This is a genomic window from Synechococcus sp. RedBA-s (assembly GCF_024345495.1).
GTDB lineage: Bacteria > Cyanobacteriota > Cyanobacteriia > PCC-6307 > Cyanobiaceae > Regnicoccus_A.
Genome location: NZ_JAGQBF010000025.1, coordinates 14,874 through 38,273 on the forward strand (window position 1 = coordinate 14,874; position 23,400 = coordinate 38,273).

Sequence of the window (23,400 nt, forward strand, 5' to 3'; positions counted from 1 at the left end):
TCAGCCACTTTTGCCTCAGCCTGAGCCGATCGCCGCCTCCAGGCGCTCGCGCAGCTCAGCGGTGAGCCGGTCGACGGCCCCGCGGCGGTCGCGGCGGTAGGTGCCGCTGCTCTGGCCCACATCGATGGGCTCCGCCACCACCATCCGCACCCGCCAGGGGCCCAGGGCTGGCGGACGCTCCTGCTCGCGGCCACGGATCCAGGCGATGACCCGCCAGAGGATCATCAGCACTTCGCCGTAGCGATCGATGCTGGGCTTCTCGGCCACATAGGAGCCGCCCACGGTGGCGACGTGCTCCACCAGGCGCATGTGGCCCATGCGGATGTCCGCTTCCTGCGCCGACCAGTCGGCCAGGCTGCGCTCCACCTCGGAGAGTTCCTCCAGATCATCGCGGTAGATGCAGGCCCAGCCCGCCTGCTCGATGCGGCGGCAGCGCTCCGCCACACTGCCCCGGGGGGAGAGCTGGAAGTGGGCCTCCGCCACGGCCAGGCCCTGCTCACGCAGGCGGTTCAGCCGCCCGGGAAACTCGCCCGCAGGCGTGGCATCACTGGCGAACTCCCCAGACTGATAAAAGCCCTCCAGCAGCGAGAGCAGCCGCTCCGAGAGGCTGATCAAGCGGCGATAGCGGTGCTCTGCGGCCTGGTGAACATCGGCCGACAACGGGGCGGGCGCCGTGGTGGCGCCCAGCAGGTCCTCCAGGCGCCCCAGCAGGCGATCGATCGCCCCCCAGTCGTCGCTGGTGGAGAGGTACTGAAGCCCGATCGGCACGATCAGCACCCGCTCCTGGCGCCCCTCCGCCGCCAGATCCTCACAGCACCAGAAGGCCATCTGAGCCAGGCCGGGCTCGAGCGGACTGAGCAGCTCCCCGTGGTTGTTGGTGGCGCCTTCCGGGGCGATCGCCAGGGGGAAGGGGCCGTGGGCGAAGAGGTCGCGGGCCGTCTTCAGGGCGAGCCGGTCGAGCTTGCCCCGCTGGATCGGGATGCCGCCCAGCTTCGAGAGGATCCAGCCGGCGGCCTCCCCCGCCCAGAGCGGGATGCCGCGGTCGTAGAGGAACTGGCTGTGGACCGGACCCTTCAACTCCAGTCCATGGCGCCGGGCGGCCCGCGGCACCTCCCGCCAGAGCAACTGGGCCATCACCAGCGGATCGGTGGTGCTGGGGTGGCGAAAGGCGATCAGCAGGCGGCTGCGGCCGCCCTGGGCCTCCGCAAACAACTGCGCGAGGTGCTCACCCCCGGTGGTCTCCACCTGCACAAGACCCCGCGAACGCAGCAGCCATGGCAAGGCCGCCCGGCAGAGCCAGAGCACCCAGCGCTTGTAGTCCGGCGGGATGAAGCGAAGGGCCGGTTGGGCGGCCTGGATCCCTGCGCGGGGCATGGGCGATCAGGAGGCGATCAGGTGGGCGGCGTAGCGATCAGAAACCACTGACCAATCCACCACGGACCACCAGGCCTCGAGGTAGTCAGCGCGGCGGTTCTGGTACTGGAGGTAGTAGGCGTGCTCCCAGACGTCGTTGGCCAGCAGTGGCGTGCCCGCCACCGGAGCCAGGTCCATCAGCGGATTGTCCTGGTTGGGGGTGGAGACCAGCTGAAGTTGACCGGCGGAATCGCTGATCAGCCACACCCAGCCGGAGCCGAAGCGAGATAGGCCGGCGACCCGAAAGGCGGCGCGGAACTGCTCGATCGAGCCGAAGTCGCGAATCAGGGCCTCCTGCAGGGCCGCGCTGGGTTCACCGCCTTGGCCGGGGCGGGTAAGTGACGCCCAGAAAAACGAATGGTTCCAGTGGCCACCGGCGTTATTGCGCACCGCCGCCGGGGCCCCAGCGGCCCGCGCCAGCAGCGCTTCAAGGCTGAGGCCCTTGAGGGCCGGATCCCTGGCCACGGCGGCATTGAGGTTGTCCACATAGGCCTGGTGATGGCGGTCGTGGTGAATCGACATCGTGGTGGCATCGATCGCCGGCTCCAGGGCATCGGCCGGATAGGGCAGGGCCGGGAGCGTGAAAACCGGCGCCGCCGCCCAGGCCCCCGGGCCAGGCCAGAGCAGGAGCACCAGCAGCAGAGGCAGTGCCAGCAGGGCGCCAAGGGTCCGTCGCATCGGTTCAGCCTGGCTGATCAGGGCTCAAGTATGGACAGCTCGGCGCAGCAGGCGGCAAAGGCGGCAGCTGGATCGGCAGCGGCGCTGATCGGCCGGCCGATCACCAGCCGGCTGGCTCCGGCGCTGAGGGCGGCCGCAGGACCCATCACCCGTCGTTGATCGCCCGCCGGCGCTCCGGCAGGGCGCACGCCGGGGGTCACCAGAACGAAGGGCTCGGGGTGGACTCGGCGCAGCTCCGCCACCTCCTGGGGGGCGCAGACCGCACCGCCGATCCCAGCGGCCACCGCCAGGGCCGCCAGGCGAGGCACGTAGACCTCGGGTGCTTCCTCCACCGCCAGCTCCGCCCTGAAGCGCGTCGCATCCCAGCTGGTGAGCACGGTGACCGCCAGCAGGGTGGGGGCATCGAGATGCTCCTGGGCCGCCCCCTCGAGGGCACCGGCCTGGGCGGCCGCCAGGCCCTCATGGCCCGCGCAGGCATGGACCGTGATCAGCTCAGCCCCGAGCCGGGCGGCACTGCGGCAGGCGCCGGCCATGGTGGCGGGGATGTCGTGGAACTTGAGATCGAGGAACACCCGCAGGCCCTGGCCTCGCAGCTGGCGCACCACGTCCGGGCCGGCGGAGCAGAACAGCTCCAGCCCCACCTTCACCCAGCGCAGATCAGGGATCGAGGCCACCAGGGCCAGGGCCGAGGGGGCATCAGGCCGATCGAGGGCCACGATGACCCTCTCGGCGGCGGCTCCGCTGACCGGAGACAACGACGTGGTGAGGCTCATGGCACCAGCCGCACAAAGGTTTTCTTGCCCAGTTGCAGCACCTTGCCCTCCAGCTCCGAGGCGGCACTGAATTCAAGGGTCAAGTCGGTGAGTTTCTCACCATCAAGGCGCACCCCGCCGCCCTGGATCTGACGCCGTGCCTCACTGCTGCTGGCGCAGAGGCCCAGGGAACTGAGCAGATGGAAGGCCTTGGCGGGAAATGGGATGGCAGCAAGGGAGGCCTCCGGCACCGTTTGGGCCTTCATCTCCCCAGCCACCAGATTGGCAGCATCGGCCTGGGCGGCGCTGGCGGCCTCGAGGCCATGGCGCGACGCCGTGATCGCCAGGGCCAGGGACTTCTGACGCTCCCGCGGGCTGCTGGGCCAGTGGGCCGGATCCAGGTCGGTGAGCAGGGTCAGGTAGTGAGCAGCCACCGCGTCGGGCACCTTCTCCAGCTTGGAGTACATCGCCAGCGGTCCCTCGTTCAGCCCCACGGTGTTGCCCAGGCTCTTGCTCATCTTCTGCACCCCGTCGAGCCCCGGCAGGATCGGCAGCAGCAGACCGAACTGGGGCCGCTGGCCGAAATGGCGCTGCAGATCGCGGCCCATGGCCACGTTGAATTTCTGGTCGGTGCCCCCCAGCTCCAGGTCGGAGGCCACGGCCACCGAGTCGTAGCCCTGGAGCAACGGATAGAGGAACTCGTGCAGGGAGATGGGGGTGCCGGAGCCGTAGCGGTTGGCGAACTCCTCCTTGGCCAGCATCTGACCCACGGTGGACGTGGCCAACAGCTCGATCACCCGGGGAAGGTCGAGGCCCGCCAGCCACTCACTGTTGCGGCGCACCTCCAGGCGACCGGGAGTGGTGAAATCAAGCAGGGCCCGCTCGGAGGGCTGACCGAGACCCAGCTGGCTCAGGTAAGTGTCGGCATTGGCTTCCACTTCGGCCGCGCTCAGCTGCACCCGGGTGGCGCTCTTGCCGCTGGGATCACCGATGCGGGCGGTGAAATCGCCGATGATCAGCACGGCGGTGTGGCCGGCGTCCTGGAAGGCCCGCAGCTTGCGGAACAGGATCGAGTGACCCAGGTGGATGTCGCTGCCGGTGGGATCGATGCCGAGCTTGATGCGCAGGGGCCGCTCGGCCCCTGCGGCCTGCTGCAGGCGCGCGGCCAGGGATTGATCCGGATCCGCCGACTCCCCGGCGGGAAAGAGGTCAGCCAGTCCCCGCTCCAGCCAAGGCGGCAATGCCTGCCCCATCAATGCACACTTCATTGGCGCGGATCGTAGGCAGCCGAGCGGCGGGCACTGGCGCTGGCATCAAGGCTCTGGCGCTGAGATCCTGGTTCAGGTGCCGCTGGCTTCCAGTTCGCGCTTCATCCGCTCCAGGGTCTGGTTCATCTGGCTGAACATCTGCTCGGGTGTCATGCCGAACTGCCCCAGCTGGGTGCGCAATTGCTCAACGGTGAGCTTCGCCTGGAAGTCTTCGGAGAGCTCAAACCGTTTCATGAACACCTGATAGCGGCCCATCAGGCCCTCCATCTGGTCGATGAACAGCTTTTTGCCTTCCCGGTCGAACTTGCCGTAATCGCCCCCCAGCTGGGTCATGTGCTGGTAATCGGTGAACAGCCGTTTGGCTTCGTCCTGAACGATTTCGGATTCGAAGAAGGCCATGGGGCGTGCCAGGCATGAGGCGATGACGACGATTCTGGGGGCCTCCGCCGCGTTGGGCGAGTACGGATTGGCGTAACACTCCCGCCACAGCCGCTAACTTCGCACCAGTTGCGCGGAGCGGGGCCACCGCCATGGCCAAGGGGCACTGGTTGGATCCCCTCGCCCGCAGCCTGCTGGAGGCCACGGGTCAGATCCCCCGTGCGCCGGACCCGCCAAAGGCCAAACCAACCAAGGCCGAATCGTCGAAGCACGAGGCCCCTCAGCCGCAGGCCAGGGCCGACGAGAGCGTTGAGCGTGAGTTGCTGGCCCTCAAACTCGCCCAGAATCCAGGCCTGCGGCTGGCGAACGCCCAGCAGGTGCTCCAGGCCGCTGCCCTGGGCTGGCGCCTGGATGTGAACCGCGCCACCGCCGCCGACTGGCTGCGCCTGCCGGGCTGCACCCCCACCCAGGTGGATCTGCTGCTGCGTCTGCAGAGCGGTGGCGTGCAGCTGAGCGGGCCGGAGGATCTCCAGAAGCTGCTGGGCGTCGAGGCGGGGCTGATCCGCAGCTGGACGCCGCTGCTGGAGTTCCGTTGGTATGGCGACGCGCCGGCGACGCAGCCGCCGACCCTGGATCTGAACCGCTGCAGGGCCGAACAGCTCCAGGGCCCGCTGGACCTGGAGGAGTCGCGCTGCCGGCGTCTGCTGCAGGAGCGCAGCCGCGCCCCCTTCCGCGACCTGGCGGATCTGCAGCAGCGCCTGCAACTGCCGGCCGAGCTGGTGGAGGGCCTGATCGGGCGGGTGAGCTTCGGCCAGGGCCCCATCGGCCCGGAATTGCCGAGGCCGCCCCGGCCGCCGGCCTCCCGTTGACCATGGCCAGCGGGCGCCAGCAGGAGCTGTTCCAGGGCGCCCCCCTGGCCAGCGGTGATGGTCTGGGTCCAACGGCGCCGCCGCTGCTGCGGCAGCAGCTGCTGGAGTGGCAACAGCGCCTGGCTGACTTTCAGGCTCCCCTGTTCGACGGCAGCGCCAGCGAACACCAGCAAGGCACTCTCTTCGGCGCCGAGGCCAGCAGCGGCAGCCATGGGGAGCCCCAGGAGCGGGCCGCCCGTTTCGATCCCCTGGCCTTCGAGGCCCAGAACCTGCAGTTCTGGCGCTGGCCCGATCCGCCCCAGCTGGGCCCTGCCCTCTACCTGGTGATGGACCGGCCACCGCGGCTGGCCGCGCCGCTGCTGCTCTACGTGGGCGAGACCGGCCAGGCCGACCGGCGCTGGAAAGGCGAGCACGACTGCAAGGGCTACCTGGCGGCCTACGGCGAGGCCCTGGGTCAGGCGGGCCTGGAGTGCCGCTGCAGCATCCGCTTCTGTTGCGATGTACCGGCCGCTGTGCAGCCCAGGCGGGCCCTGGAGCAGGCCCTGATCCGCCGCTGGCAGCCCCCGTTCAACAAGGAGACCCGCCAGCGCTGGAGCACCCCGTTCACCGCTGATCCCGTCTGAGTGCCGTCGCTACGATCGCGGCCCGATGACCGGCCCCCATGCAGTTCAGCTGTCCGTCCACCCCGCTGGCCGAATGGAGCGGTGACACTCTCGGTGTTGGCCTGTTCCAGGGTGAGACGGGCGAGCGCCTGGAGGCCCTCGAAGCCCGCTTCGGCCCCGGTCTGCAGGCCCTGCTGGAGCGCCAGAGCTTCAAGGGCAAACCCGGTGACTGCCTCAGTCTCACCCAGCTGCAGCCCGCAGCCCTGCGGCTGGTGCTGGTGGGGCTGGGGGAACCGGGCCGCTTCGATCTCGAGGCCCTGCGCGGCGGTGCGGCCGCGATCGCCAAGGCCGCGGGCCCCGGCCGGGAGCTGGCCCTGGCCCTGCCCAGCGAGGGCCTGGAGCCCCGCTCAGCGGCGCGGGCCATGGCCGAGGCCGTGCGCCTCAGCCTTTACAGCGATCAGCGCTTCCGCAGTGAGGCCGACGCCAAGCCCATCCCCGAGCTGGTGAGCCTGCTGGGCCTTGCCGAGGGGGCCGCCGCCGGCCTCGAGAGCGTGGCGGCCACCTGTGCGGGCGTGGAGCTGGCACGGCAGCTGGTGGCGGCTCCACCGAATGTGGTCACCCCCCAGGCGCTCGCCGACACCGCCGCGGCCATCGCCGGGGAGTTCGGTCTGGAGCTGAAGGTGCTGGAGCGCGCCGACTGCGAAGCCCTCGGCATGGGCGCCTACCTCGGCGTGGCCCAGGGCTCCAGCCTGCCCCCCAAGTTCATTCATCTCACCTATCGCCCCTTGGGCGGCACCAGCCGGCGGCTGGTGCTGATCGGCAAGGGACTCACCTTCGACTCCGGCGGATACAACCTCAAGACCGGCGGGTCGCAGATCGAGATGATGAAGTACGACATGGGCGGCAGCGCCGCGGTGCTGGGGGCGGCCCGGGCGATCGCCGAGCTGCGGCCGGCGGGCGTGGAGGTGCATGTGATCGTGGCCGCCTGCGAAAACATGATCAGTGGCGAGGCGATCCACCCGGGCGACATCCTCACCGCCTCCAACGGCAAGACGATCGAGGTGAACAACACCGACGCCGAAGGCCGCCTCACCCTGGCCGATGCCCTGGTGTATGCCGCCAGGCTGGAACCCGATGCCGTGGTGGATCTGGCCACGCTCACCGGAGCCTGCGTGATCGCCCTGGGCGACGAAATCGCCGGCCTCTGGTCCCCCAGCGACACCCTGGCCGCAGCGCTGCTGGAGGCGGGCCGCAGCGGTGGGGAGGCCTTCTGGAGGATGCCGATGCAAGCCTCCTACAAAAAAGGTCTCAAGAGCCCGGTGGCCGACATGAAGAACACCGGACCCCGCCCGGGCGGGGCCATCACCGCCGCGCTCTTCCTCCAGGATTTTGTCCCTGCAGATCTGGCCTGGGCCCACCTGGACATCGCCGGCACGGTCTGGAGTGACAAGGGGCGAGGCCTGGACCCCGCCGGCGCCACCGGCTTCGGCGTCCGCACCCTGGTGGAGTGGGTGAGCAGCGGGGGCGCGGCTTAGGGTTGGCACCGCTGACGCCGGACTTCGACGCCATGGCTGCTCAGAAGATTCGCTGGTACATCCGCGCTCAGCTGGGGGTCCTGCTCCTGCCTCTGGGTCTCTGCCTGGTGGGCGAGGCCATCACCCGCCGCACCCTCCAGCTGGCGGTGCTCAATCAGAAGGTGGCCGCACCGGGCCCCTGGTTCTGGTACGGAACCCTCGGCCTGATCTGCGTCACCGCCGGTGTGGGCCTGATGGTGGAAAGCGGCCTGCTGCGCGGCTACCCCCGCAACCCGCGCCAGGGGGCCGGCACCCCCAACTGAGCTGTTACCACTGGGCAGGGCTCAAGCTGCCACCGGCCTCGCCGTTGATCCCATCAGCGCTTGGCCGTCCCGGCCCTTTGCGGCGCTGGGGTTGTCCAGCAGGCTGCCGGGCTCCTCCAGCTCATGGATCTGCCAGCGGGCCCTCTCACCGAAGGAGGCCAGCAGGCGATCAAGATCATCCACAGCCTGCTTGGGACTGGTGTAAGGCCCGATGTGGCGAGTCACCAGACCATCCCGGATCGTCAGCAGATACATACAACCCACTCAACGTCGACTCCATATCGATTTACCGTAGGCGGCTTGGCTTGATCTGGGAAGAGCCGATATTCACCGCTTGCCAGCCAGCCGTTGCGGCGTTCAGCTTTTGGGGCGCCAGGGCAGCGAACCCCGGGCCCTGGATCCCCAGACCTGATCCAGCCGCCGGTCGCGGCCACAGGACCAGCGGTAATAGTTGTACTTGACCTTGTTGCGTTCGGCGTAGTTCTGGTGATAGGCCTCGGCGGGCCAAAAGCGCTCCAGCTCGCGGATCTCCACCTTGATGGCGCCGGGCTTCACCCCCAGCTCCCGGGCCGCTGAGGCCAGGCTGGCTTTAGCCTGATCGCGCTGGGCGGCGCCACGGCTGAAGATCACGGGCCGGTAGCTGGGGCCCCGATCGCAGAACTGACCACCGCCATCCAGGGGGTCCACGTTGCGCCAGTAGGCGCGCAGCAGCGTGGGCAGGCTGATCCGAGCAGTATCGAAGCGGACGAGCACACTTTCGATGTGGCCACTGCCGCCGGCCGTCACCTGTCGATAGGTGGGGTTCTTGAGGCTGCCGCCGCTGAAGCCACTGACCGCCTCCACCACCCCGGGCAGGGTTTCGAGATCGTGCTCAAGGCACCAAAAGCAGCCACCAGCCAGCACAGCCTCCTCGACGGCGGCCAGTGCCGGTGCGGCCGGGAGCAGCAACAGCAGCGTCAGCAACAGTGGTGCCAGCAGCAGCGACAGGGGCTGCAACAGGGGCTGCGGGGGGTGATGACCCTGAATTCGCCTGGGCGATGGCGTCACGTCTGGGATTCCGTCAGCTGATCGAGAATCTCACAGGCCGCTCGTCGGGTCACGCCGGGCTCGCCCAGCAGAGCGCGCAGTCGGCCGTAGCCCTCCAGCATCCGGCTGCGCTCGGGGCTCGGATCCAGCAGGGGCAGGGCCGCGGCCACGATCGCCTCGGGGGTCAGGTCGTCCTGGAGCAGTTCCGGCACCAGTCGCTCCCCGAGCACCAGATTCACCGGTGAGATGTGGGGCACGTTGAAACCCAGCAGCCGCTGGGCCACGAAGGCGGTGACGCGGCTGAGGCGATAGCCCACCACCTGGGGAACACCGCGCAGGGCCAGCTCCAGATTCGCTGTTCCCGATTTGGTCAGGGCCAGATCGGCGGCGGCGCAGAGGACCGGCTTGAGGGCATCGGCGCGATCGGCCGGAACCACCGTGGCCTCGACTCCTGCCCGCTCCAGCTGTTCCGCCAGGGACTCCTCGAAGCTGGCCAGCCCGGCGGGCAGCATCACCCGCAGTTCAGGCCGCTGGCGCTGTAATCGGGCCGCGGCCGCGGCAAGGGAGGGCATCAGGTAACGCATCTCCTGGGGCCGGGAGGCGGGCAGCAGCAGCAGCAGTTGCTGGCCGGGGGCGAGGCCCAGCTCCTGGCGAGCCTGATCCCGGCTGGGCGGGGAGCCGAGGGTGTCGAGCAGGGGATGGCCGACCCAGGTGACCCGGGCACCGCGGGAGGCATAGAAGCTGGCTTCCTCGGGGAAAATCGCCAGGATGCGGTCGGTGAAACCGATCAGGCGGGTGGTTCCCCCCTCCCCCAGGCGAAAGGCCCATTCCTGGGGAGCGATGTAGTAGGTGATCGGCACCGCCGGGAAGCGATGACGAATGCGGCGACCGAGGCTCACGTTCGCCCCCATGTAGTCGATCAGCACCACTCCATCGGGGGGAGAACTGGAGAGCCAGCGGCCCACCCGCCGCTGCAGCCGCAGGGTGGGCAACACCAATGGCAGCGCCTCCCAGAGGCCGATTGCCCCCATCGGCGCGGTGTTGGCCAGCAGATGGGAGCCCGCCTGGCGCATGCGCTCACCGCCGAGGGCATCGATCTGGAGGGGCAGATCCCGCCGCTGGGCTTCGGCGTGGAGGGCCCTGATCAGCAGGCCGCCCTGAAGATCCCCGGACACCTCACCGGTGCTGATCAGCAGCCGCACCATCAGCGCTGGTGGGGCAGGGGGCCGCGGCGTCCTGGGGCGATCGAGGCCTCAAGGAAGCTGCAGAGTTCTTCGGAGGCCGGCAGGAGGGTTTCGGCGCGGATGTGCACCAGGGCTTCCGCCAGCACCTCATGGCTGCGGTAGAGCCGGTTCCACACCGCCAGCAGCTGTTTCAGCTCGGCCCCGCCCTCCCGGTCCACCAGGCCATTGCGCTTGAGCCCGATCCGGTTGAGCCCGCGCAGGCGGCCGGGGTGCCCCTCCACGATCGCGAAGGGGGGCACATCGCGGTCGATGCGGCTCATGCCCCCCACCATCGCCAGCTTGCCGATGTGCACGAACTGGTGGATGCCGAGCACCCCACCGATCACCGCCCGGTCTCCGATCACCACGTGGCCGGCGATCGCCACGCTGTTGGCTACCACGATCCGGTCGCCCAACAGGCAGTTGTGGCCCACATGGCTGTAGGCCATCAGCAGATTGCCGTTGCCCAGGCGGGTCTGCTCGCCATCGGCGGTGGCCCGGTTGATCGTGACGCACTCGCGGATGGTGTTGTCGTCGCCCATCACCACCTCGGTGGGGGCGCCGCCGTACTTGAGGTCCTGGGGCTCAAGGCCGATGCAGGCGCCAGGAAAAATGCGATTGCCAGAGCCCATCGTCACCCGGCCATCGATCACCACATGGGGACCGATCTGGCAGCCGGCGCCCAGCTGCACGTCAGGGCCAATCACTGAGAAGGGGCCGATCTGAACGCCCTGGCCAAGCTGGGCGCGACTGTCGACCACCGCGGTGGGGTGAATCGTGGTTTCCAGGGCTGTGCTGGTCATGGCCTCAGTCAACCAGGGAGAACATCAGTTCCCCGGAGCACACTAGGTTTCCATCCACGGTGACTTCTGCTCTCACTTTGCCGAACCGTTTGCGTTTGAGACTGAGCAGTTCGCAGCTGATGAGCAACTGATCACCAGGCACCACCGGCCGTCGGAAGCGCACCCCATCGATGCCGGCGAACACGAACAGGCCCTTGGGCAGCTCCGGCATCTGGGTGACGATCAGGCCACCCACCTGAGCCATGGCCTCCACGATCAGCACACCGGGCATCAGCGGCCGGCCGGGAAAATGGCCCTGGAACTGGGGCTCATTGAGGGTGACGTTCTTGAGGGCCACCGCCCGTTTGCCCGGTTCGTACTCAATCACCCGATCCACGAGCGCAAAGGGATAGCGGTGGGGCAGCAGGTTGAGGATCTGCTCGGAGGTGAGCAGGGGAACAGGTGCGCCAGCGGGAGTCAAGGACAACGGGCTTCAGATCGAGCGGGGTGGAGCGGCGAGCGCCGCCGCCAGGGCAGTGTGCAGCCCGTGGGATCCACGGAACGCGAAGACCTGGGCCTGGGGCAAGCCCGCCAGCGCCAGGTCCCCCAGCAGGTCCAAGAGCTTATGGCGCACCGGTTCCTGGGGGAAACGCAGGGGCGGGTTGAGCCAGTGATCCCCATCACAGACCAGGGCGCTCTCCAGATCCCCACCCTGGATCAGGCCGGCGGCGCGGAGTTGATCGATCTGCTCGCGGAAGCCGAAGGTGCGGGCCGGCGCGATCTCCGCCACGAAAGCGGCTGGGGTGAGCTCCAGGGAGAAGAGCTGGCGGCCGATGGCGGGCTGGCTGAATTCGATCGCGGCGCCGATCCGGGGAGTGTCGCTGGGCAGGGCCGTGGCGAAGCTCTGGCCCTGCTGGAGGGTGATCGGAGCATCCAGGGGTCGCAGGGGCACCCTGGGGCCCAGGTGCTGCAGACCCGCTGAGGCGATGGCCTCGACCCAGGGCAGTGCGGAGCCGTCGAGCAGGGGAATCTCCTCTCCATCCACCAGCAGTTCCACATGGGAGAGCCCGGTCCCCGCCAGGGCCGCCAGCAGGTGCTCCACCGTGGCCAAGCGACGCTGATCGAGGCGCAGGGCCGTGCACAGCTGGGTGTCACTCACCTGCGACGGATGCAAAGCCACCGGCTCCAACGACGGCGCATCCAGCCAGCCCACCACATAGCCGGCACGCTCGCTGGGCTGAAGCCGCACCCGGCAGGGGCTGCCGCTGTGCAGCCCGACGCCGGAGCACTCCACCGCTGTGGCCAGGGTCCAGGCCTGGCTGTAGTCCTCTGGCCAGAGGGTCACTAGAACTTCCAGCCCACACCGAGGTTGAAGCGCCAGTCGCCGGAGAACCCTTCGCTGGCCACCTCCAGCCGCAGGGGACCCACCGGCGTGGTGACGATCAGACCGGTGCCCACGGAGAAGCCGCTGCCGGGCTTGTCGAGCAGCGAACCGGGGTTGCCGGGCACCCCCGACTGGCTGCCGAAGGCGGTGCCGCCATCCACGAACAGCTCACCGCTGACGATGCTGAACAGGGGGAAGCGGTATTCGATCGTGGCTTCCCCGAAGCTGCGACCCACCCCCATGTCGCAGTCGGCGTAGCCGCGCACGGAGTTGGAGCCCCCCAGACAGAAGGCCTCGTAGGGGGGCAGATCACCGATGTTGGTGCCGGCAGTGAACTGGAAGGCCAGCGTCTGCTTGCAGTCGGGAGTTTCACCGGGCTTGGGCCGGCAGCCCTTATAGAACTTCAGCCAGTTGACCGGAATGAAATAGCTGTAGCTGGCCCTCAGCCGGTTGAAGGTGGGTGAATCTGGACCCACGGAGACGAACTGCTCGGTGCCGAGGGTGAGGAAGGAGCCGGAGGTGGGATTGCGGGGGTCGTTGAGGTTGTTGCGGGTGGCGGCCACCCGCACCGCCAGCAGCTGGTTGCTGCGGGCGCAGTTGTAGGCGATGCAGATCACATCATTGATCGGGGCATCCGAGCCGTCGAAGTTGTTGGTGCTCGCCCCGAAACGACGGTTGGCACCTGTGAAGTTCATCGGGGTGACCTCCTGGGCGCTGGCGCCGAGCACCACGCTCCAGAGCGCGCGCTTGAACGGATTACCACCGTTGAGGGGGCGCACGAACTGGATATTGCCGCCAGCGCGCTGGATGGCAACGGAATTGCCTTCGTAATCAAACCAGCTGTTGCTGGGCGACTGCGACTCGGCTTCTGACACCGAGCGGAAGGTTTTGCTCTCGGGGTTGTTGTTGTTGTTGATGTTGTAGGCAACGCTGGTGCCCGGTGCCTTGTAGAAGTCGGAAACCGTATTGATGTTGCCGTTGTTCTCACTCTGGAAGACCTGTGGAACGTCGCGACTGAGAAAGAGCCGGGCGCGGAAGGCCGTGCGATAGGCATCTCCTTTGATCCAGGGATCCGTGAAGGAGATGTCGGCCAGACCACCAAACTGGCCATAGGTGAAGTTGACTCCCAGATCCCAGGCGCGGCCGAGGAGATTGCTGTCCTGGAGCTGAATCTGGCCGAACACACCCTGGCTCTGGCTGTAACCGAGGCCGCCGGAGAGGGACCCGGACGACTGCTCGACGATGCCCAGCACGATCACCACGTCGCCGGGCTTGGCCGGCACAGGGCGCAGGGTCACCTTGATGTCACCGAACAGGCCGGTGCCGTAGAGGCGCTTGATGTCCTCCTCGAGGTTGCGGCGGTTGAAGCTTTCCCCCGGCTTGATCGAGATCTCACGGCTGACGACCCAGGGCTTGGTCTTGCCACGGATCGGCTCTCCCTTGTCGTTGGTGGCCGCGCCTTCCTTGTTGAGGAACTGAACCTCCACCCCCTCAACGGTGCCCTCCCGCACCGTCAGCAGCACCGTGCCATCGGGACTGACCCGGTTGGGTCCGGTGACCCGCGCCAGGGAGTAGCCCTGATCGGAATACCACTTCTGCAGCTCCTGCATGCGGGACTGCAGGGTGTTGAGGTTGAGGGTCCGGCCGTAATCCGCGGCAAAGGTGTCCGCCAGCACCGTGGGGGGCAGCTTGACCTTGGCGGAGTCAAACTCCACCTTCTGCAGCACCGGATTGGCGGTGGTGATCACCACCACCTGCACCCCGAGGGGGCCATCCACCGGCTGGATGCGCACATCCGAGAACCAACCGCTGGCATAGATGGCGGAGAGATCGGTCTGCAGCTCGCTGCGAGTCACCCGGCTGCCAGGCCGCACCACCATGGCGTCGTAGACCGCCAGCTCCAGCCGCTCGCGCTCGGGGTGACCTTCGAGGCCCTGGACCACCACTTCACTGACCAGCACCCGCGGTTCATCGGGTTTGGGCGGAGTGATGCTCTGAGGGTTGAGCGAGCTGGGGGGCTCGCCAGCGGGCGGAGTGACCGGCGTCTCGGCCGGGGCAGGGACGGGGTTGCCTGTCTCCGGAGGGGACGCTGCCGGTTCCGGTTCGCTAGCTGGGGCTGATTTGGTCGCAGGGGAGGGTTCGGCGGCCTGGGCCACTTCGGCAGGCGGCTGGCTCTGGGCCGTGGCCCGCAGGGGGGTCAGCAGCGCCAACAGCGCCAGCAGGGGCATCCCCAGCCAGAGGCGGAGTGCCATGGGCCGGGGCCGGGCCTCGGAGAAGGCAGCGCTGGTGTGGGCGTTTGGGATGACACCCATGGTTCTCCGGGTCACAGCGGCGACGCCGCAAATTGCCGTGACCTTACCGGTAGATGCTGGGCCCTTGGACCACCCCTTGGACCCGTTTGAGGACCTCCCCATAGGCCTCGATCACCCCGCCGAGGTCCTGGCGGAACCGGTCCTTGTCGAGAATGCGCTCCTTGGCATCGGCCACATCGAGGTCCCAGAGGCGGCAGGTGTCGGGGCTGATCTCATCGGCCACCACCAATTGGCCGTCAGCCGTGAACCCCAGCTCCAGCTTGAAGTCCACCAGTTGCAGTCCGAGGCCGGCGAACAGCTCCAGCAGCAGCGCGTTCACCCGGCGGGCCAGGGCCTCCAGCTCCAGGCGCTGCTCCCTGCTCACCAGGGCCAGCCGCTCCAGGCGGGCCTCGCTCAGGAAGGGATCCTCGTAGGCGTCGTCCTTGTAATAGAGGTCGAGCAGCGGGGGGTCGAGGGGGGTTCCTGGGGCGATCGGCATCTGCTTGCACAGCGATCCGGCCGCCACATTGCGGATCACCACCTCCAGCGGAATCACCTGTACGGGCCGCACCAGCATCCACTGATCGCCCTGCACCCCCAGGTAGTGGGTGGGCACCCCCGCGCGCTGCAGGTGCTCGAACAGCAGGGCCGAGATCCGGCAGTTGAGGGGGCCCTTGCCCTTCAGTTGGGCCTTCTTGAGGGCATTGAAGGCGGTGGCATCATCCTTGAACTCCACGGCCAGCAGATCGCTGCGGTCGGTCTGGAAGACCCGCTTGGCCTTGCCTTCGTAGAGGAGCGGGCCCAACTGATAGGCGGTCATGGGGTGGTGGGCTCAGCGGTTTCAGGGGCGGAGTGGGCATGGCCTCCTGGCTCGCGCGGAGAGCGCAGACGCTGCTCCAACACCTTGATGCGCTCCGCCTCGGAGGGATCATCGCGCCGCAGTACCCATTCGGCGTAGGTGTCGTCGATGCGGCGGCTGAGGCGCAACCGACGCTGCCTGGCCGGTTCCGGATCGCCCCCCTCGAGGCGCTGCAGGGCCTGCTGGTCATCGAGCAACTGGGCCGCCAGCCCCCAGGCGCCGCCGGCGGCGGCCTGATCCAGGGCCATCTCCATCAGGGCATTGCGCTGGGCAAGGGGAAGGTTGTCGAGCAAGGCCACCGCCAGCTTCAGCCGCTCCGCCGCCACCACTCCCGGCAGGCGCCCGGCCAGCAACACCTCAGCGGCTTCCTGCCGGCGACCCATCGCCGCGAGATGGGAGGCGAGCACATCGAGGGCCGAGCGGGTGTCGAGGATGCCGTCGTCACGCAGCCGCACCGGCAGGGCCATGGCCTCCAGCCTGCTGCGCTCCCCGGCGGCCAGGCGCCGCAGGGCTTCGGCCGCCCGGCGGTGGTTGAGGCCTGCATTGGCCGCCCGCCACTGCAGGGTCAGCCACTGCTGCCGCTCCAGGCCCGGACCCGGCCCGTAGCGGTCCAGCACCGACAGGGCCGCCTCCGGCGCCAGGCAACTGATCAGGGCATTGGCATTGGCCAACACCACCGGCAGGGGCTGGGGGGCAGGACGCAGGTCCACCAGCCGGTCCTTGAGCTGGCGAAGGCGCACGGGCAGATCAAAACGGGCGGCATCCTGACAGGCCTGCTCCAGCAGCGGCAGCTGATCCGATGCCAGGGCGGCGGCAAACACCGACTCCTCCATGGGCAGAGACGGCAGGGGCAGCGCCGGCATGGGCCCAGCCGCCGCCGGGATCGCAACGGGCGGCGGCTGCGGCTGCGGCTGCGGCTGAGCGCGACTGCCCCCTGGAGGGCAGAGACCCAGTAGCAGCAGTGTCAGCAGACCCACCCCTCGCGCCGCCCAGCGGGCCAGGCCAGGGCACGGATGCGCTGCAGCGGGAACCACCGGCATGTAGAGAAGGAATGACACGGCTGGCGGTCCACCGGGGGTCAACCTAAGGGAACCGATTGGCCACTTCCGCCGCTCCGGCCCCATGACAGCTTCGGTCCGCTCCTCTGACCCCACCTCCGCCGAGGCCAGCGTTCGGCACCTGCTGGTGGTGGGCTCCGGTGGCCGCGAGAATGCCCTGGCCTGGGCCCTGGCCCGTTGCCCGGGGGTGGAGAGGGTCTGGGTGGCCCCAGGCAATGGCGGCACGGCCCAGCTGGAGGGCTGTGAGACGCTGGCCATCCGCGAATCCGACCAGGAGGGTCTGTTGCGGGCGGCCCTGGAGCTGGGGGTGACTCTGGTGGTGGTTGGACCGGAAGGCCCTTTGGCCGACGGCCTGGCGGATCACCTGCGGGCCGGCGGCTTGGCGGTGTTCGGACCGGGGGCCGACGGAGCCCGGCTGGAGGCCAGCAAGCAGTGGGCCAAGGCCCTGATGCTGGAGGCGGGTGTTCCCACCGCTGGTCACTGGTCCGCCTCCAGCCGCAGCGAGGCCTTGGCGGTGCTGGAGCGGGTGGGGAGGCCCCTGGTGATCAAGGCCGATGGGCTGGCGGCCGGCAAGGGGGTCACGGTGGCGGAGAGCCTCGAGGACAGCCGCGCCGCCATCGAGGAAATCTTCGCCGGACGCTTCGGTGACGCCGGCCAGAGCCTGGTGCTGGAGGAGCGGCTGAGCGGCCCTGAGGTGTCGGTGTTCGCCCTCACCGATGGCCGCTCGATGGTGCTGCTGCCGCCGGCTCAGGATCACAAACGCATCGGCGAGGGCGACACCGGTCCGAACACCGGCGGCATGGGGGCCTACGCCCCTGCGCCGCTGCTGGACGCCGCCGCCCTGCAGCAGGTGCGCCGTGAGGTGCTGGAGCCCACCCTGGAGGCCCTGCGCCAGCGGGGCATCGACTATCGGGGGGTGATCTACGCCGGGCTGATGCTCTGCAACGACGGCGGCGCCCAGGTGATCGAGTTCAACTGCCGCTTCGGGGATCCCGAATGCCAGACCCTGATGCCCCTGCTGGGGGGTGAACTGGCGGCAGTGCTGCTGGCCTGCGCCCGGGGGAGCCTGGAGCAGGCGCCGCCGCTGACCATCGCCGCAGGCTGCAGTGCCTGCGTGGTGGCCGCCGCCGAGGGCTACCCCGGTGAAGTGCGCCGGGGGGATGCGATCCACAGCCCAGCCCTAAGCACCCCTCAGCGGCAGCTCTTCCATGCCGGCAGCCGCCTGGAGGAATCGGGCGCCTGCGTGACCGCCGGCGGGCGGGTGCTGGCGGTGGTGGCCCAGGCGGAGGATTTCGATTCAGCCTTCGCCAGCGCCTATGCCGGCCTGGATCAGGTGCATTACAAAGGCATCACCTTTCGCCGCGACATCGGCCATCAGGTCCGGCGCCCCTAGGGTGCCAGGGACGCTTCGCTTCCAGGCGTGAACGACGCCTTGCCGCCCTCCACCCCCAGCTCCGACAGCGCCAGCCCTTTGCCCCTGAGCTGGTGGGAGCAACTCAGAGTCTGGTGGGCGGAATTCAGTCTCCAGACCAAGCTGCTGGCGGTGGCCACCCTGGTGGTGAGCCTGATGATGACCGGTATCACCTTTTTCGCGCTCAACAGCATCCAGATGGATGCGCGCATGAGCGACACCCGCTTCGCACGGGATCTGGGCCTGCTGCTCTCGGCGAATGTGACGCCGCTGGTGGCGGAGGGCAACGACCGAGAACTGGCGATTGTGGCGGAACGCTTCTGGCGCTCCAGCCGCAGCCTGCGCTACATCTTCTTCGCCGATCCCGAAGGGGTGATCTATCTCGGAATCCCGATCAGTGCCGCCAACGGCGGCAGCGAACTGCTGCTCAGCCGCAAACTGGAACTGCCTGCCGAGCTGCAGCTTCGCCCCCAGAACCCCCTGATCCGGCAGCACCTCAGCCCCGATGGCCAGGTGACCGATGTGTTCGTGCCGATGGTGAGTGAGGGTCGCTACCTCGGGGTGCTCGCCCTAGGGATCAACCCCAACGAAGCGGTGCTGGCCAGTGCTGCCCTCACCCGCGAGGTGACGGTGGCGGTGTTCATCTCGATCTGGGTGCTGGTGATCCTGGGGGCGGTGTTCAATGCGCTCACGATCACCCGCCCGGTGAAGGAATTGCTGCGCGGGGTGCGGGCGGTCGCCGGTGGCAATTTCGAGGCCCGCATCGCCCTGCCGGTGGGTGGCGAACTGGGGGAGTTGCTCAATGGCTTCAACGACATGGCCTCCCGGCTGGAAGTCTATGACGCCGCCAACATCGAGGAACTGACCGCCGCCCAGGTGAAACAGCAGAGCCTGATCGCCACCATGGCCGATGGCGCGGCCCTGCTCGATGGCGAAGGACGAATCGTGCTGGTCAACCCCACTGCCCGGCGCCTATTCCGCTGGGAAGGCCGCAATCTCGAGGGCAACGAACTGGGCAGTGAACTGCCAGATGTGCTGGCGATGGAGCTGCAGGGGCCGCTTGATTCCCTGGTGAGCGGTGAGAAGGACAGCACTGACGTGCGCTGCAGTTTCGGTGAGCCTCCCCGCACCCTGCGCATCGTGCTGCAGACGGTCAAAGATGCCGCGGGGGAAAGTCTCAAGGGCATCGCCATGACGGTTCAGGACCTGACGCGGGAGGTGGAACTCAACGCCGCCCAGAGCCGCTTCATCAGCAACGTGTCCCATGAACTGCGCACTCCGCTGTTCAACATCAAGAGCTACGTGGAGACACTGCACGACCTGCGCGATCAGCTCAGCGAAGAGCAGACCCAGGAGTTCCTGGCGATCGCCAACGCCGAGACCGACCGCCTCACCCGACTGGTGAACGACGTGCTCGATCTCTCGCGGCTGGAATCCGATCGCACCTGGGCGCTCGAGCCCCTGGAGGTGCGTCCGGCCATGGAGCAGACCCTGCGCAACTACCGCCTCAACGCCGAGGACAAGGGGGTGCAGCTGGACCTGGAGGTGGATGCTCAGCTGCCCAGGGTGCGGGGCAACTGGGATCTGCTGCTGCAGGTGCTCGACAACCTCGTGGGCAACGGACTCAAATTCACCCCGGCCGGGGGCCGGCTGATGCTGCGGGCCTACCCCTGGCCCGATTCCTGTCATCTCGATCCAGCCAACCAGCCGGCGCTGGATGTCCCCAGCTGTGAGCTCAGCTCACCCCTGCCGAGGCTGCGCGTGGAGATCGCCGACTCGGGCGCCGGCATCTCCAGGGAAGATCAGCTGCGCATCTTCGAGCGCTTCTACCGGGTGGAGAACGCCGTTCACACCGAAGCGGGCACAGGGTTGGGTCTCTCGATCGTGCGCGGGATCCTCGAGAAGCTCGGCACGGCGATCCAGATGGCCAGCGAGCCTGGGGTGGGCACCACATTCTGGTTCGACCTGCCCCTTGAGCAGGCCGACAGCGATGAGTTGATGGTGGAAGGAGAGCGCCGCTCCCAGCAGGCGCGGCTGGCGGAGCCCAGGCTGGCCGGGGTCTAGCGGGAGATCGGGAGGCCAAAGCCCTAGTAGATGTCCTCGCCTTCGATGCTGAGGGCGATGCGCGAGAGCTCCACCCGCTCGTCGGTGCTGACGCGGTGGGGAACCCCACTGATGATGCGCTCGAAATTGGAGAAGGAATCCTTGATTTCCGGGCCATTGCCGGTGATCACAAATTCGCGGATGCCCTTGTCGTGCCAAGAACCCCGCATCTTGAACACGTTGATGGCACGAGCCATCTCCCCCCTGATTTCCACATACTGCAGCAGTAGGATTGTATCTGTGATCGTGGAGATGTGGGAGTCGGTGATGGAGTGGCTGCCCATGAACTCCTCCGATGTGTTGGTGAAGAAGCCGGCGATCTCCTCCTGCTTGGCATAGCCGGTAACACCGATCACAAACTGGCGGAAGGCATTGTGGCTGACGCCCCTTGAGAGCGCCGAGAGAGAATCGATGGCCATGCGCGCTGGCTTGAACTCAGCGATCTCGGTTTTAATGATCTGCAGGTGATCTTCCAGGCCGGTAGATTCCGGGTAGGCACAGATGATCTTGAGCAGGCCGTCCTGCTCCATCTGCTCGAAATCGATGCCCCAGCTGGTGCCATTCCGCAACAGCTGAGAGCGCGACTCCTCATAGGCAAAGAGGATGGCGCGTTCTTTGTTGTTGTAGGCGTCTTCTAAGAACTTGCTGACCAGCAAGGTTTTGCCCGTGCCGGTGGCACCGGTGGCGAGGATGATCGAATCCTTGAAGAAACCACCGCCACACATCTCATCAAGCCGCGGCACACCCGAGCTGAGACGCACGGTTGAGGAGCGCTGGGTGAGCTGCATCGCCCCGAGGGGGAAGATGGCGACACCATGGGCTCCCATCGTGAAAGGGAATTCACCCTTCATGTGGGTGGTCCCACGCAGCTTGAGAATTTCCACGGTGCGCCTGCGCCGCTCACCCTCCAGCACATTGCGCAGAATGATCACATTATCAGAAACGAATTCCTCAACGCCATAGCGGGCAATAGGGCCGTATTCATCAATCCGCTCAGTGGTCATCACTGTGGTGACACCGATTTCCTTGAGTCTGGCGATCAAGCGAAAAATCTCACGACGCACCACCGACACGGCGTCGTACTGCTGGAAGACAGCGGTGATCGAATCAATAGCCACCCGCTTAGCTTTATATTTACGAATGGCGTAGTTAATTCTCTCGATCAACCCGGACAGATCAAAATTACCAGCCACATCCTGGCCGTCCGGGTCGGGGGAGGCATCCAGAATGAAGAGCTTATCCTGAGCCACCATATCCTGCAGATTCCAGCCAAAACTGGCAGCATTGCGGATGATGTCGAGGGGAGATTCCTCGAAGGTCACGAAGATTCCAGGCTCGTCAAAGTGACGGATACCGTTGTGGAGAAAATGAAGGGAAAATACTGTTTTTCCAGTACCCGACGTGCCACTGATCAACGTGGAGCGACCAATCGGCAACCCCCCCTGACAGATGTCATCAAGGCCCTCCACCCCCGTGGGCAGTTTCTGCAGCTTCATGCTGGGCTGGCTGACGGCATTGAAATCCTGCATGGGCTTTGAAGCTAGATCCAGAATCTAGGACCCAGGCTGACGCAGGGGGAAAAAGGCCAGGATGATCTAAAGAATTCAGGCCTCCTCAGACTCCTCCATCAACTCGTCAGCGATCTGGCGGTCGGTGAGCTCGTCGTAGAGGAGATCGAGACCGATCAACACCCGTTCGCGATCGGAGAGATCGCCGATGATCCGTCGCACCGGTGGCGGCAGGATCTTGGCCAGGGTGGGAGTGGCCAGGATCTTGTCTTCCTCCGCCAGCTGTGGATTCTTGAGCACATCGATCACCTTGAGAGCGTACACACCCTTGAATTCCTGCTCAAGAATGAGGCGCAAGGTCTTGAGGGCCCGCATCGAATTGGGGGTGTTGCCGGCAACGTACAGCTTGAGAATGTAGGTTTTCTGGGGACTCATGACTGCACCTGGGAGGCGGTGACGACCCTGGCCACCAATCCATCGCTGGTTGAGGTCTCGGGAGGAAGGGAGCGGCGGTACATTTCGCAGAGATGGGCCATGACATCAAGCAGGGCCAGGCGATAATCCTTGAGAAAATCCTGTTTGTGGCCTTCCAGCTGCAGCTTTTTCCAGAAGTCGTCAATCATGTCCACGTGGATTTCCACTGTTTTGGTAATGGGTAGATCACTGAAGAAAGCCGTGTTCACAAAGCTTTCCAGTGCTTTGTTGGCGGCGACTGGATCACGAAAGTAACTGATCAGCAGATCCCGGTAGGTGCGATGCAGGGAGCGCAGCAACACTTTTCGCTCAGCGGCGGGAAGATTGCGCAGAAAGCGGGAGGAATCACGCTTGTAGAACACCCCCAGGTAGCCCAGCCGCTCGCGCAGGCGAAGGGGAAGCCTCCAATTGGATGGGTCGTGTACTTCAGAGCTGGACTCGCCGTCATGGAGGTCCTCCCACGCCCCCGCCGAACTTCTGCGGCGCAGGCAACGGGAAATGGCGGCATCGAGGCTATAGCTGAGCTGCTCCATCTGGTCGGGGGGGAGATGCACCTCGTCCTGGAAGAACTCCATGGGTCCGCTGAGCTGACCCAGCACCACCGCCGGCAGGATCCGGCCCTGAGCCCGTAGGCGCTGGAAGGCCTCGATCGAGAGCACCCCTGGCTCCAGCAGAACCGCATCGAACTGCTCCCAGCAACGCTCCAGCTCGGCCGCTGGATCCGGCCGCAGACCCAGCTCCATCAACTCATAACGACCCTGGGGCAACCAGGTGCTGCAGGCCAGGCGCAACTGCTCATCTCGGATCAGCGAAGCCACGGTGAGCGCCGGCTGGGTCATGGGGAAGGAACAGCGGCATCGCCCCAGCGACCTTAGTGTTGACGAGGCGGCAGGCGAAGAGGGATAGTCTTCTCTTGTCAACCCAATGGTTGTGCGAGAGGTCTGAACAGTGTCGGGTGAATGGCGGCGCAGGCCGGCTTCTCCTCCGCTGACCTGTCCACGCCCCCTGAGCCCATGAGTCAAGCCACCGAGAGCCCCGCTTCCGAGAGTCCAGCCACCGAGAGCCCCGCTTCCGAGAGTCCAGCCACCGCAACGGAGCGCACCCCCGCCGGAGCCGATCTCTACGCGATCGCCGAGGCCTCCGGCCAGCAGTTCTGGTTCCAGCCGAACCGCTACTACGACCTCGACCGCATCCACGCCGAGGTGGACGAGACGGTGACCCTGGAGAACGTGCTGCTGGTGCGCGACGGCCAAGGCACCAACCTGGGACATCCCTTCGTGAGTGGTGCCACCATCGAGCTCAAGGTGCTGGCCCATCGCCGTGGTCCAAAGATCCTGGTGTACAAGATGCGCCCGAAAAAGAAAACCCGCCGCAAGAACGGTCACCGCCAGGAACTCACCCGGGTGATGGTCCAGTCGATCAGCGTCAACGGCAAGGCGATCGCCTGAGCGCAGTGCTTCAGTCCCCCCTGAATTCCCTCCACC

At 67.0% G+C, this 23,400-nt stretch carries 24 protein-coding genes; 7 read left to right on the plus strand and 17 right to left on the minus strand.

Annotation, left to right across the window (positions count from 1 at the left end; all coding sequences use genetic code 11):
* Positions 1-15: 15 nt before the first annotated feature.
* From KBY67_RS10965 to KBY67_RS10985, 5 genes are all read right to left on the minus strand, one after another.
* Positions 16-1,374, minus strand: coding sequence for a 1-acyl-sn-glycerol-3-phosphate acyltransferase (locus KBY67_RS10965; protein WP_255111068.1), 1,359 nt, complete (start codon positions 1,372-1,374; stop codon positions 16-18).
* Between the two features lie 6 nt (positions 1,375-1,380).
* Positions 1,381-2,091 (minus strand): superoxide dismutase, encoded by a 711-nt coding sequence (locus KBY67_RS10970; protein ID WP_255111069.1) that lies wholly within the window; start codon positions 2,089-2,091, stop codon positions 1,381-1,383.
* Between the two features lie 17 nt (positions 2,092-2,108).
* Positions 2,109-2,864 carry an orotidine-5'-phosphate decarboxylase gene (gene pyrF, locus KBY67_RS10975; protein ID WP_255111070.1) on the minus strand — a complete coding sequence of 252 codons (756 nt, stop codon included), beginning with the start codon at positions 2,862-2,864 and terminating at the stop codon, positions 2,109-2,111.
* On the minus strand, positions 2,861-4,096 hold the full coding sequence (tyrS, locus tag KBY67_RS10980) for a tyrosine--tRNA ligase (RefSeq protein WP_255111071.1): 1,236 nt from the start codon (positions 4,094-4,096) through the stop codon (positions 2,861-2,863). Before tyrS ends, pyrF begins: the two co-directional genes overlap by 4 nt.
* An 87-nt stretch (positions 4,097-4,183) precedes the next feature.
* Complete coding sequence (locus tag KBY67_RS10985) at positions 4,184-4,510, minus strand: DUF1825 family protein (protein ID WP_255111072.1); 327 nt, start codon at positions 4,508-4,510, stop codon at positions 4,184-4,186.
* Between the two features lie 131 nt (positions 4,511-4,641).
* On the opposite strand from KBY67_RS10985, the gene KBY67_RS10990 reads away from it, so the two are divergent.
* Genes KBY67_RS10990 through KBY67_RS11005 form a run of 4 tightly spaced genes read left to right on the plus strand, consistent with a single transcriptional unit; the run spans position 4,642 to position 7,797 of the window.
* Positions 4,642-5,358 carry a hypothetical protein gene (locus KBY67_RS10990; RefSeq protein WP_255111073.1) on the plus strand — a complete coding sequence of 239 codons (717 nt, stop codon included), beginning with the start codon at positions 4,642-4,644 and terminating at the stop codon, positions 5,356-5,358.
* A gap of 2 nt (positions 5,359-5,360) precedes the next feature.
* A complete protein-coding gene (locus KBY67_RS10995; protein ID WP_255111093.1) occupies positions 5,361-5,981 on the plus strand; it encodes a GIY-YIG nuclease family protein in 621 nt (206 codons plus the stop codon).
* Between the two features lie 38 nt (positions 5,982-6,019).
* On the plus strand, positions 6,020-7,495 hold the full coding sequence (locus KBY67_RS11000; RefSeq protein ID WP_255111074.1) for a leucyl aminopeptidase: 1,476 nt from the start codon (positions 6,020-6,022) through the stop codon (positions 7,493-7,495).
* A gap of 32 nt (positions 7,496-7,527) precedes the next feature.
* On the plus strand, positions 7,528-7,797 hold the full coding sequence (locus tag KBY67_RS11005; protein WP_255111075.1) for a hypothetical protein: 270 nt from the start codon (positions 7,528-7,530) through the stop codon (positions 7,795-7,797).
* A 21-nt stretch (positions 7,798-7,818) separates the two neighbouring features.
* Here the strand turns inward: KBY67_RS11005 and KBY67_RS11010 are convergent, their stop codons facing one another.
* From KBY67_RS11010 to KBY67_RS11050, 9 genes are all read right to left on the minus strand, one after another.
* Entirely contained in the window at positions 7,819-8,052 is a 234-nt protein-coding gene (locus KBY67_RS11010) for a hypothetical protein (RefSeq protein ID WP_255111076.1), read from the minus strand.
* A gap of 102 nt (positions 8,053-8,154) precedes the next feature.
* Positions 8,155-8,784, minus strand: a complete 630-nt coding sequence (gene msrA, locus KBY67_RS11015; RefSeq protein WP_255111095.1) for a peptide-methionine (S)-S-oxide reductase MsrA — start codon at positions 8,782-8,784, stop codon at positions 8,155-8,157.
* A gap of 56 nt (positions 8,785-8,840) precedes the next feature.
* Positions 8,841-10,028, minus strand: coding sequence for a lipid-A-disaccharide synthase (gene lpxB / locus KBY67_RS11020; protein WP_255111077.1), 1,188 nt, complete (start codon positions 10,026-10,028; stop codon positions 8,841-8,843).
* On the minus strand, positions 10,028-10,849 hold the full coding sequence (gene lpxA, locus KBY67_RS11025) for an acyl-ACP--UDP-N-acetylglucosamine O-acyltransferase (protein WP_255111078.1): 822 nt from the start codon (positions 10,847-10,849) through the stop codon (positions 10,028-10,030). Before lpxA ends, lpxB begins: the two co-directional genes overlap by 1 nt.
* 4 nt (positions 10,850-10,853) lie before the next feature.
* The gene (fabZ, locus tag KBY67_RS11030; protein WP_255111080.1) at positions 10,854-11,315 is read right to left on the minus strand and encodes a 3-hydroxyacyl-ACP dehydratase FabZ; all 462 of its coding nucleotides are present in this window, start codon (positions 11,313-11,315) and stop codon (positions 10,854-10,856) included.
* Between the two features lie 6 nt (positions 11,316-11,321).
* Positions 11,322-12,173: a UDP-3-O-acyl-N-acetylglucosamine deacetylase gene (gene lpxC / locus KBY67_RS11035; RefSeq protein ID WP_255111081.1), complete on the minus strand. Its 852-nt coding sequence runs from the start codon at positions 12,171-12,173 to the stop codon at positions 11,322-11,324.
* The gene (locus KBY67_RS11040; RefSeq protein ID WP_255111082.1) at positions 12,173-14,524 is read right to left on the minus strand and encodes a BamA/TamA family outer membrane protein; all 2,352 of its coding nucleotides are present in this window, start codon (positions 14,522-14,524) and stop codon (positions 12,173-12,175) included. Before KBY67_RS11040 ends, lpxC begins: the two co-directional genes overlap by 1 nt.
* 43 nt (positions 14,525-14,567) lie before the next feature.
* Positions 14,568-15,323, minus strand: coding sequence for a phosphoribosylaminoimidazolesuccinocarboxamide synthase (gene purC, locus KBY67_RS11045; RefSeq protein ID WP_255111083.1), 756 nt, complete (start codon positions 15,321-15,323; stop codon positions 14,568-14,570).
* On the minus strand, positions 15,320-16,420 hold the full coding sequence (locus KBY67_RS11050) for a hypothetical protein (RefSeq protein WP_255111084.1): 1,101 nt from the start codon (positions 16,418-16,420) through the stop codon (positions 15,320-15,322). Before KBY67_RS11050 ends, purC begins: the two co-directional genes overlap by 4 nt.
* A 64-nt stretch (positions 16,421-16,484) precedes the next feature.
* Here KBY67_RS11050 and purD point away from each other — a divergent pair, with 64 nt between their 5' ends.
* Both purD and KBY67_RS11060 read left to right on the plus strand, forming a co-directional pair.
* A complete protein-coding gene (purD, locus tag KBY67_RS11055) occupies positions 16,485-17,813 on the plus strand; it encodes a phosphoribosylamine--glycine ligase (RefSeq protein WP_255111086.1) in 1,329 nt (442 codons plus the stop codon).
* A 78-nt stretch (positions 17,814-17,891) separates the two neighbouring features.
* Positions 17,892-19,895 carry an ATP-binding protein gene (locus KBY67_RS11060; RefSeq protein WP_255111096.1) on the plus strand — a complete coding sequence of 668 codons (2,004 nt, stop codon included), beginning with the start codon at positions 17,892-17,894 and terminating at the stop codon, positions 19,893-19,895.
* A gap of 23 nt (positions 19,896-19,918) precedes the next feature.
* On the opposite strand, the gene kaiC is transcribed toward KBY67_RS11060, so the two are convergent.
* From kaiC to KBY67_RS11075, 3 genes are all read right to left on the minus strand, one after another.
* Positions 19,919-21,463, minus strand: a complete 1,545-nt coding sequence (kaiC, locus tag KBY67_RS11065) for a circadian clock protein KaiC (protein WP_255111087.1) — start codon at positions 21,461-21,463, stop codon at positions 19,919-19,921.
* Between the two features lie 75 nt (positions 21,464-21,538).
* Positions 21,539-21,877 carry a circadian clock protein KaiB gene (gene kaiB / locus KBY67_RS11070; RefSeq protein ID WP_255111088.1) on the minus strand — a complete coding sequence of 113 codons (339 nt, stop codon included), beginning with the start codon at positions 21,875-21,877 and terminating at the stop codon, positions 21,539-21,541.
* The gene (locus KBY67_RS11075) at positions 21,874-22,755 is read right to left on the minus strand and encodes a circadian clock protein KaiA (RefSeq protein ID WP_255111089.1); all 882 of its coding nucleotides are present in this window, start codon (positions 22,753-22,755) and stop codon (positions 21,874-21,876) included. Before KBY67_RS11075 ends, kaiB begins: the two co-directional genes overlap by 4 nt.
* 174 nt (positions 22,756-22,929) lie before the next feature.
* Between KBY67_RS11075 and rplU the strand changes: the two genes are divergently transcribed.
* Complete coding sequence (gene rplU / locus KBY67_RS11080; RefSeq protein WP_255111090.1) at positions 22,930-23,364, plus strand: 50S ribosomal protein L21; 435 nt, start codon at positions 22,930-22,932, stop codon at positions 23,362-23,364.
* The last annotated feature ends 36 nt before the right edge of the window (positions 23,365-23,400 follow it).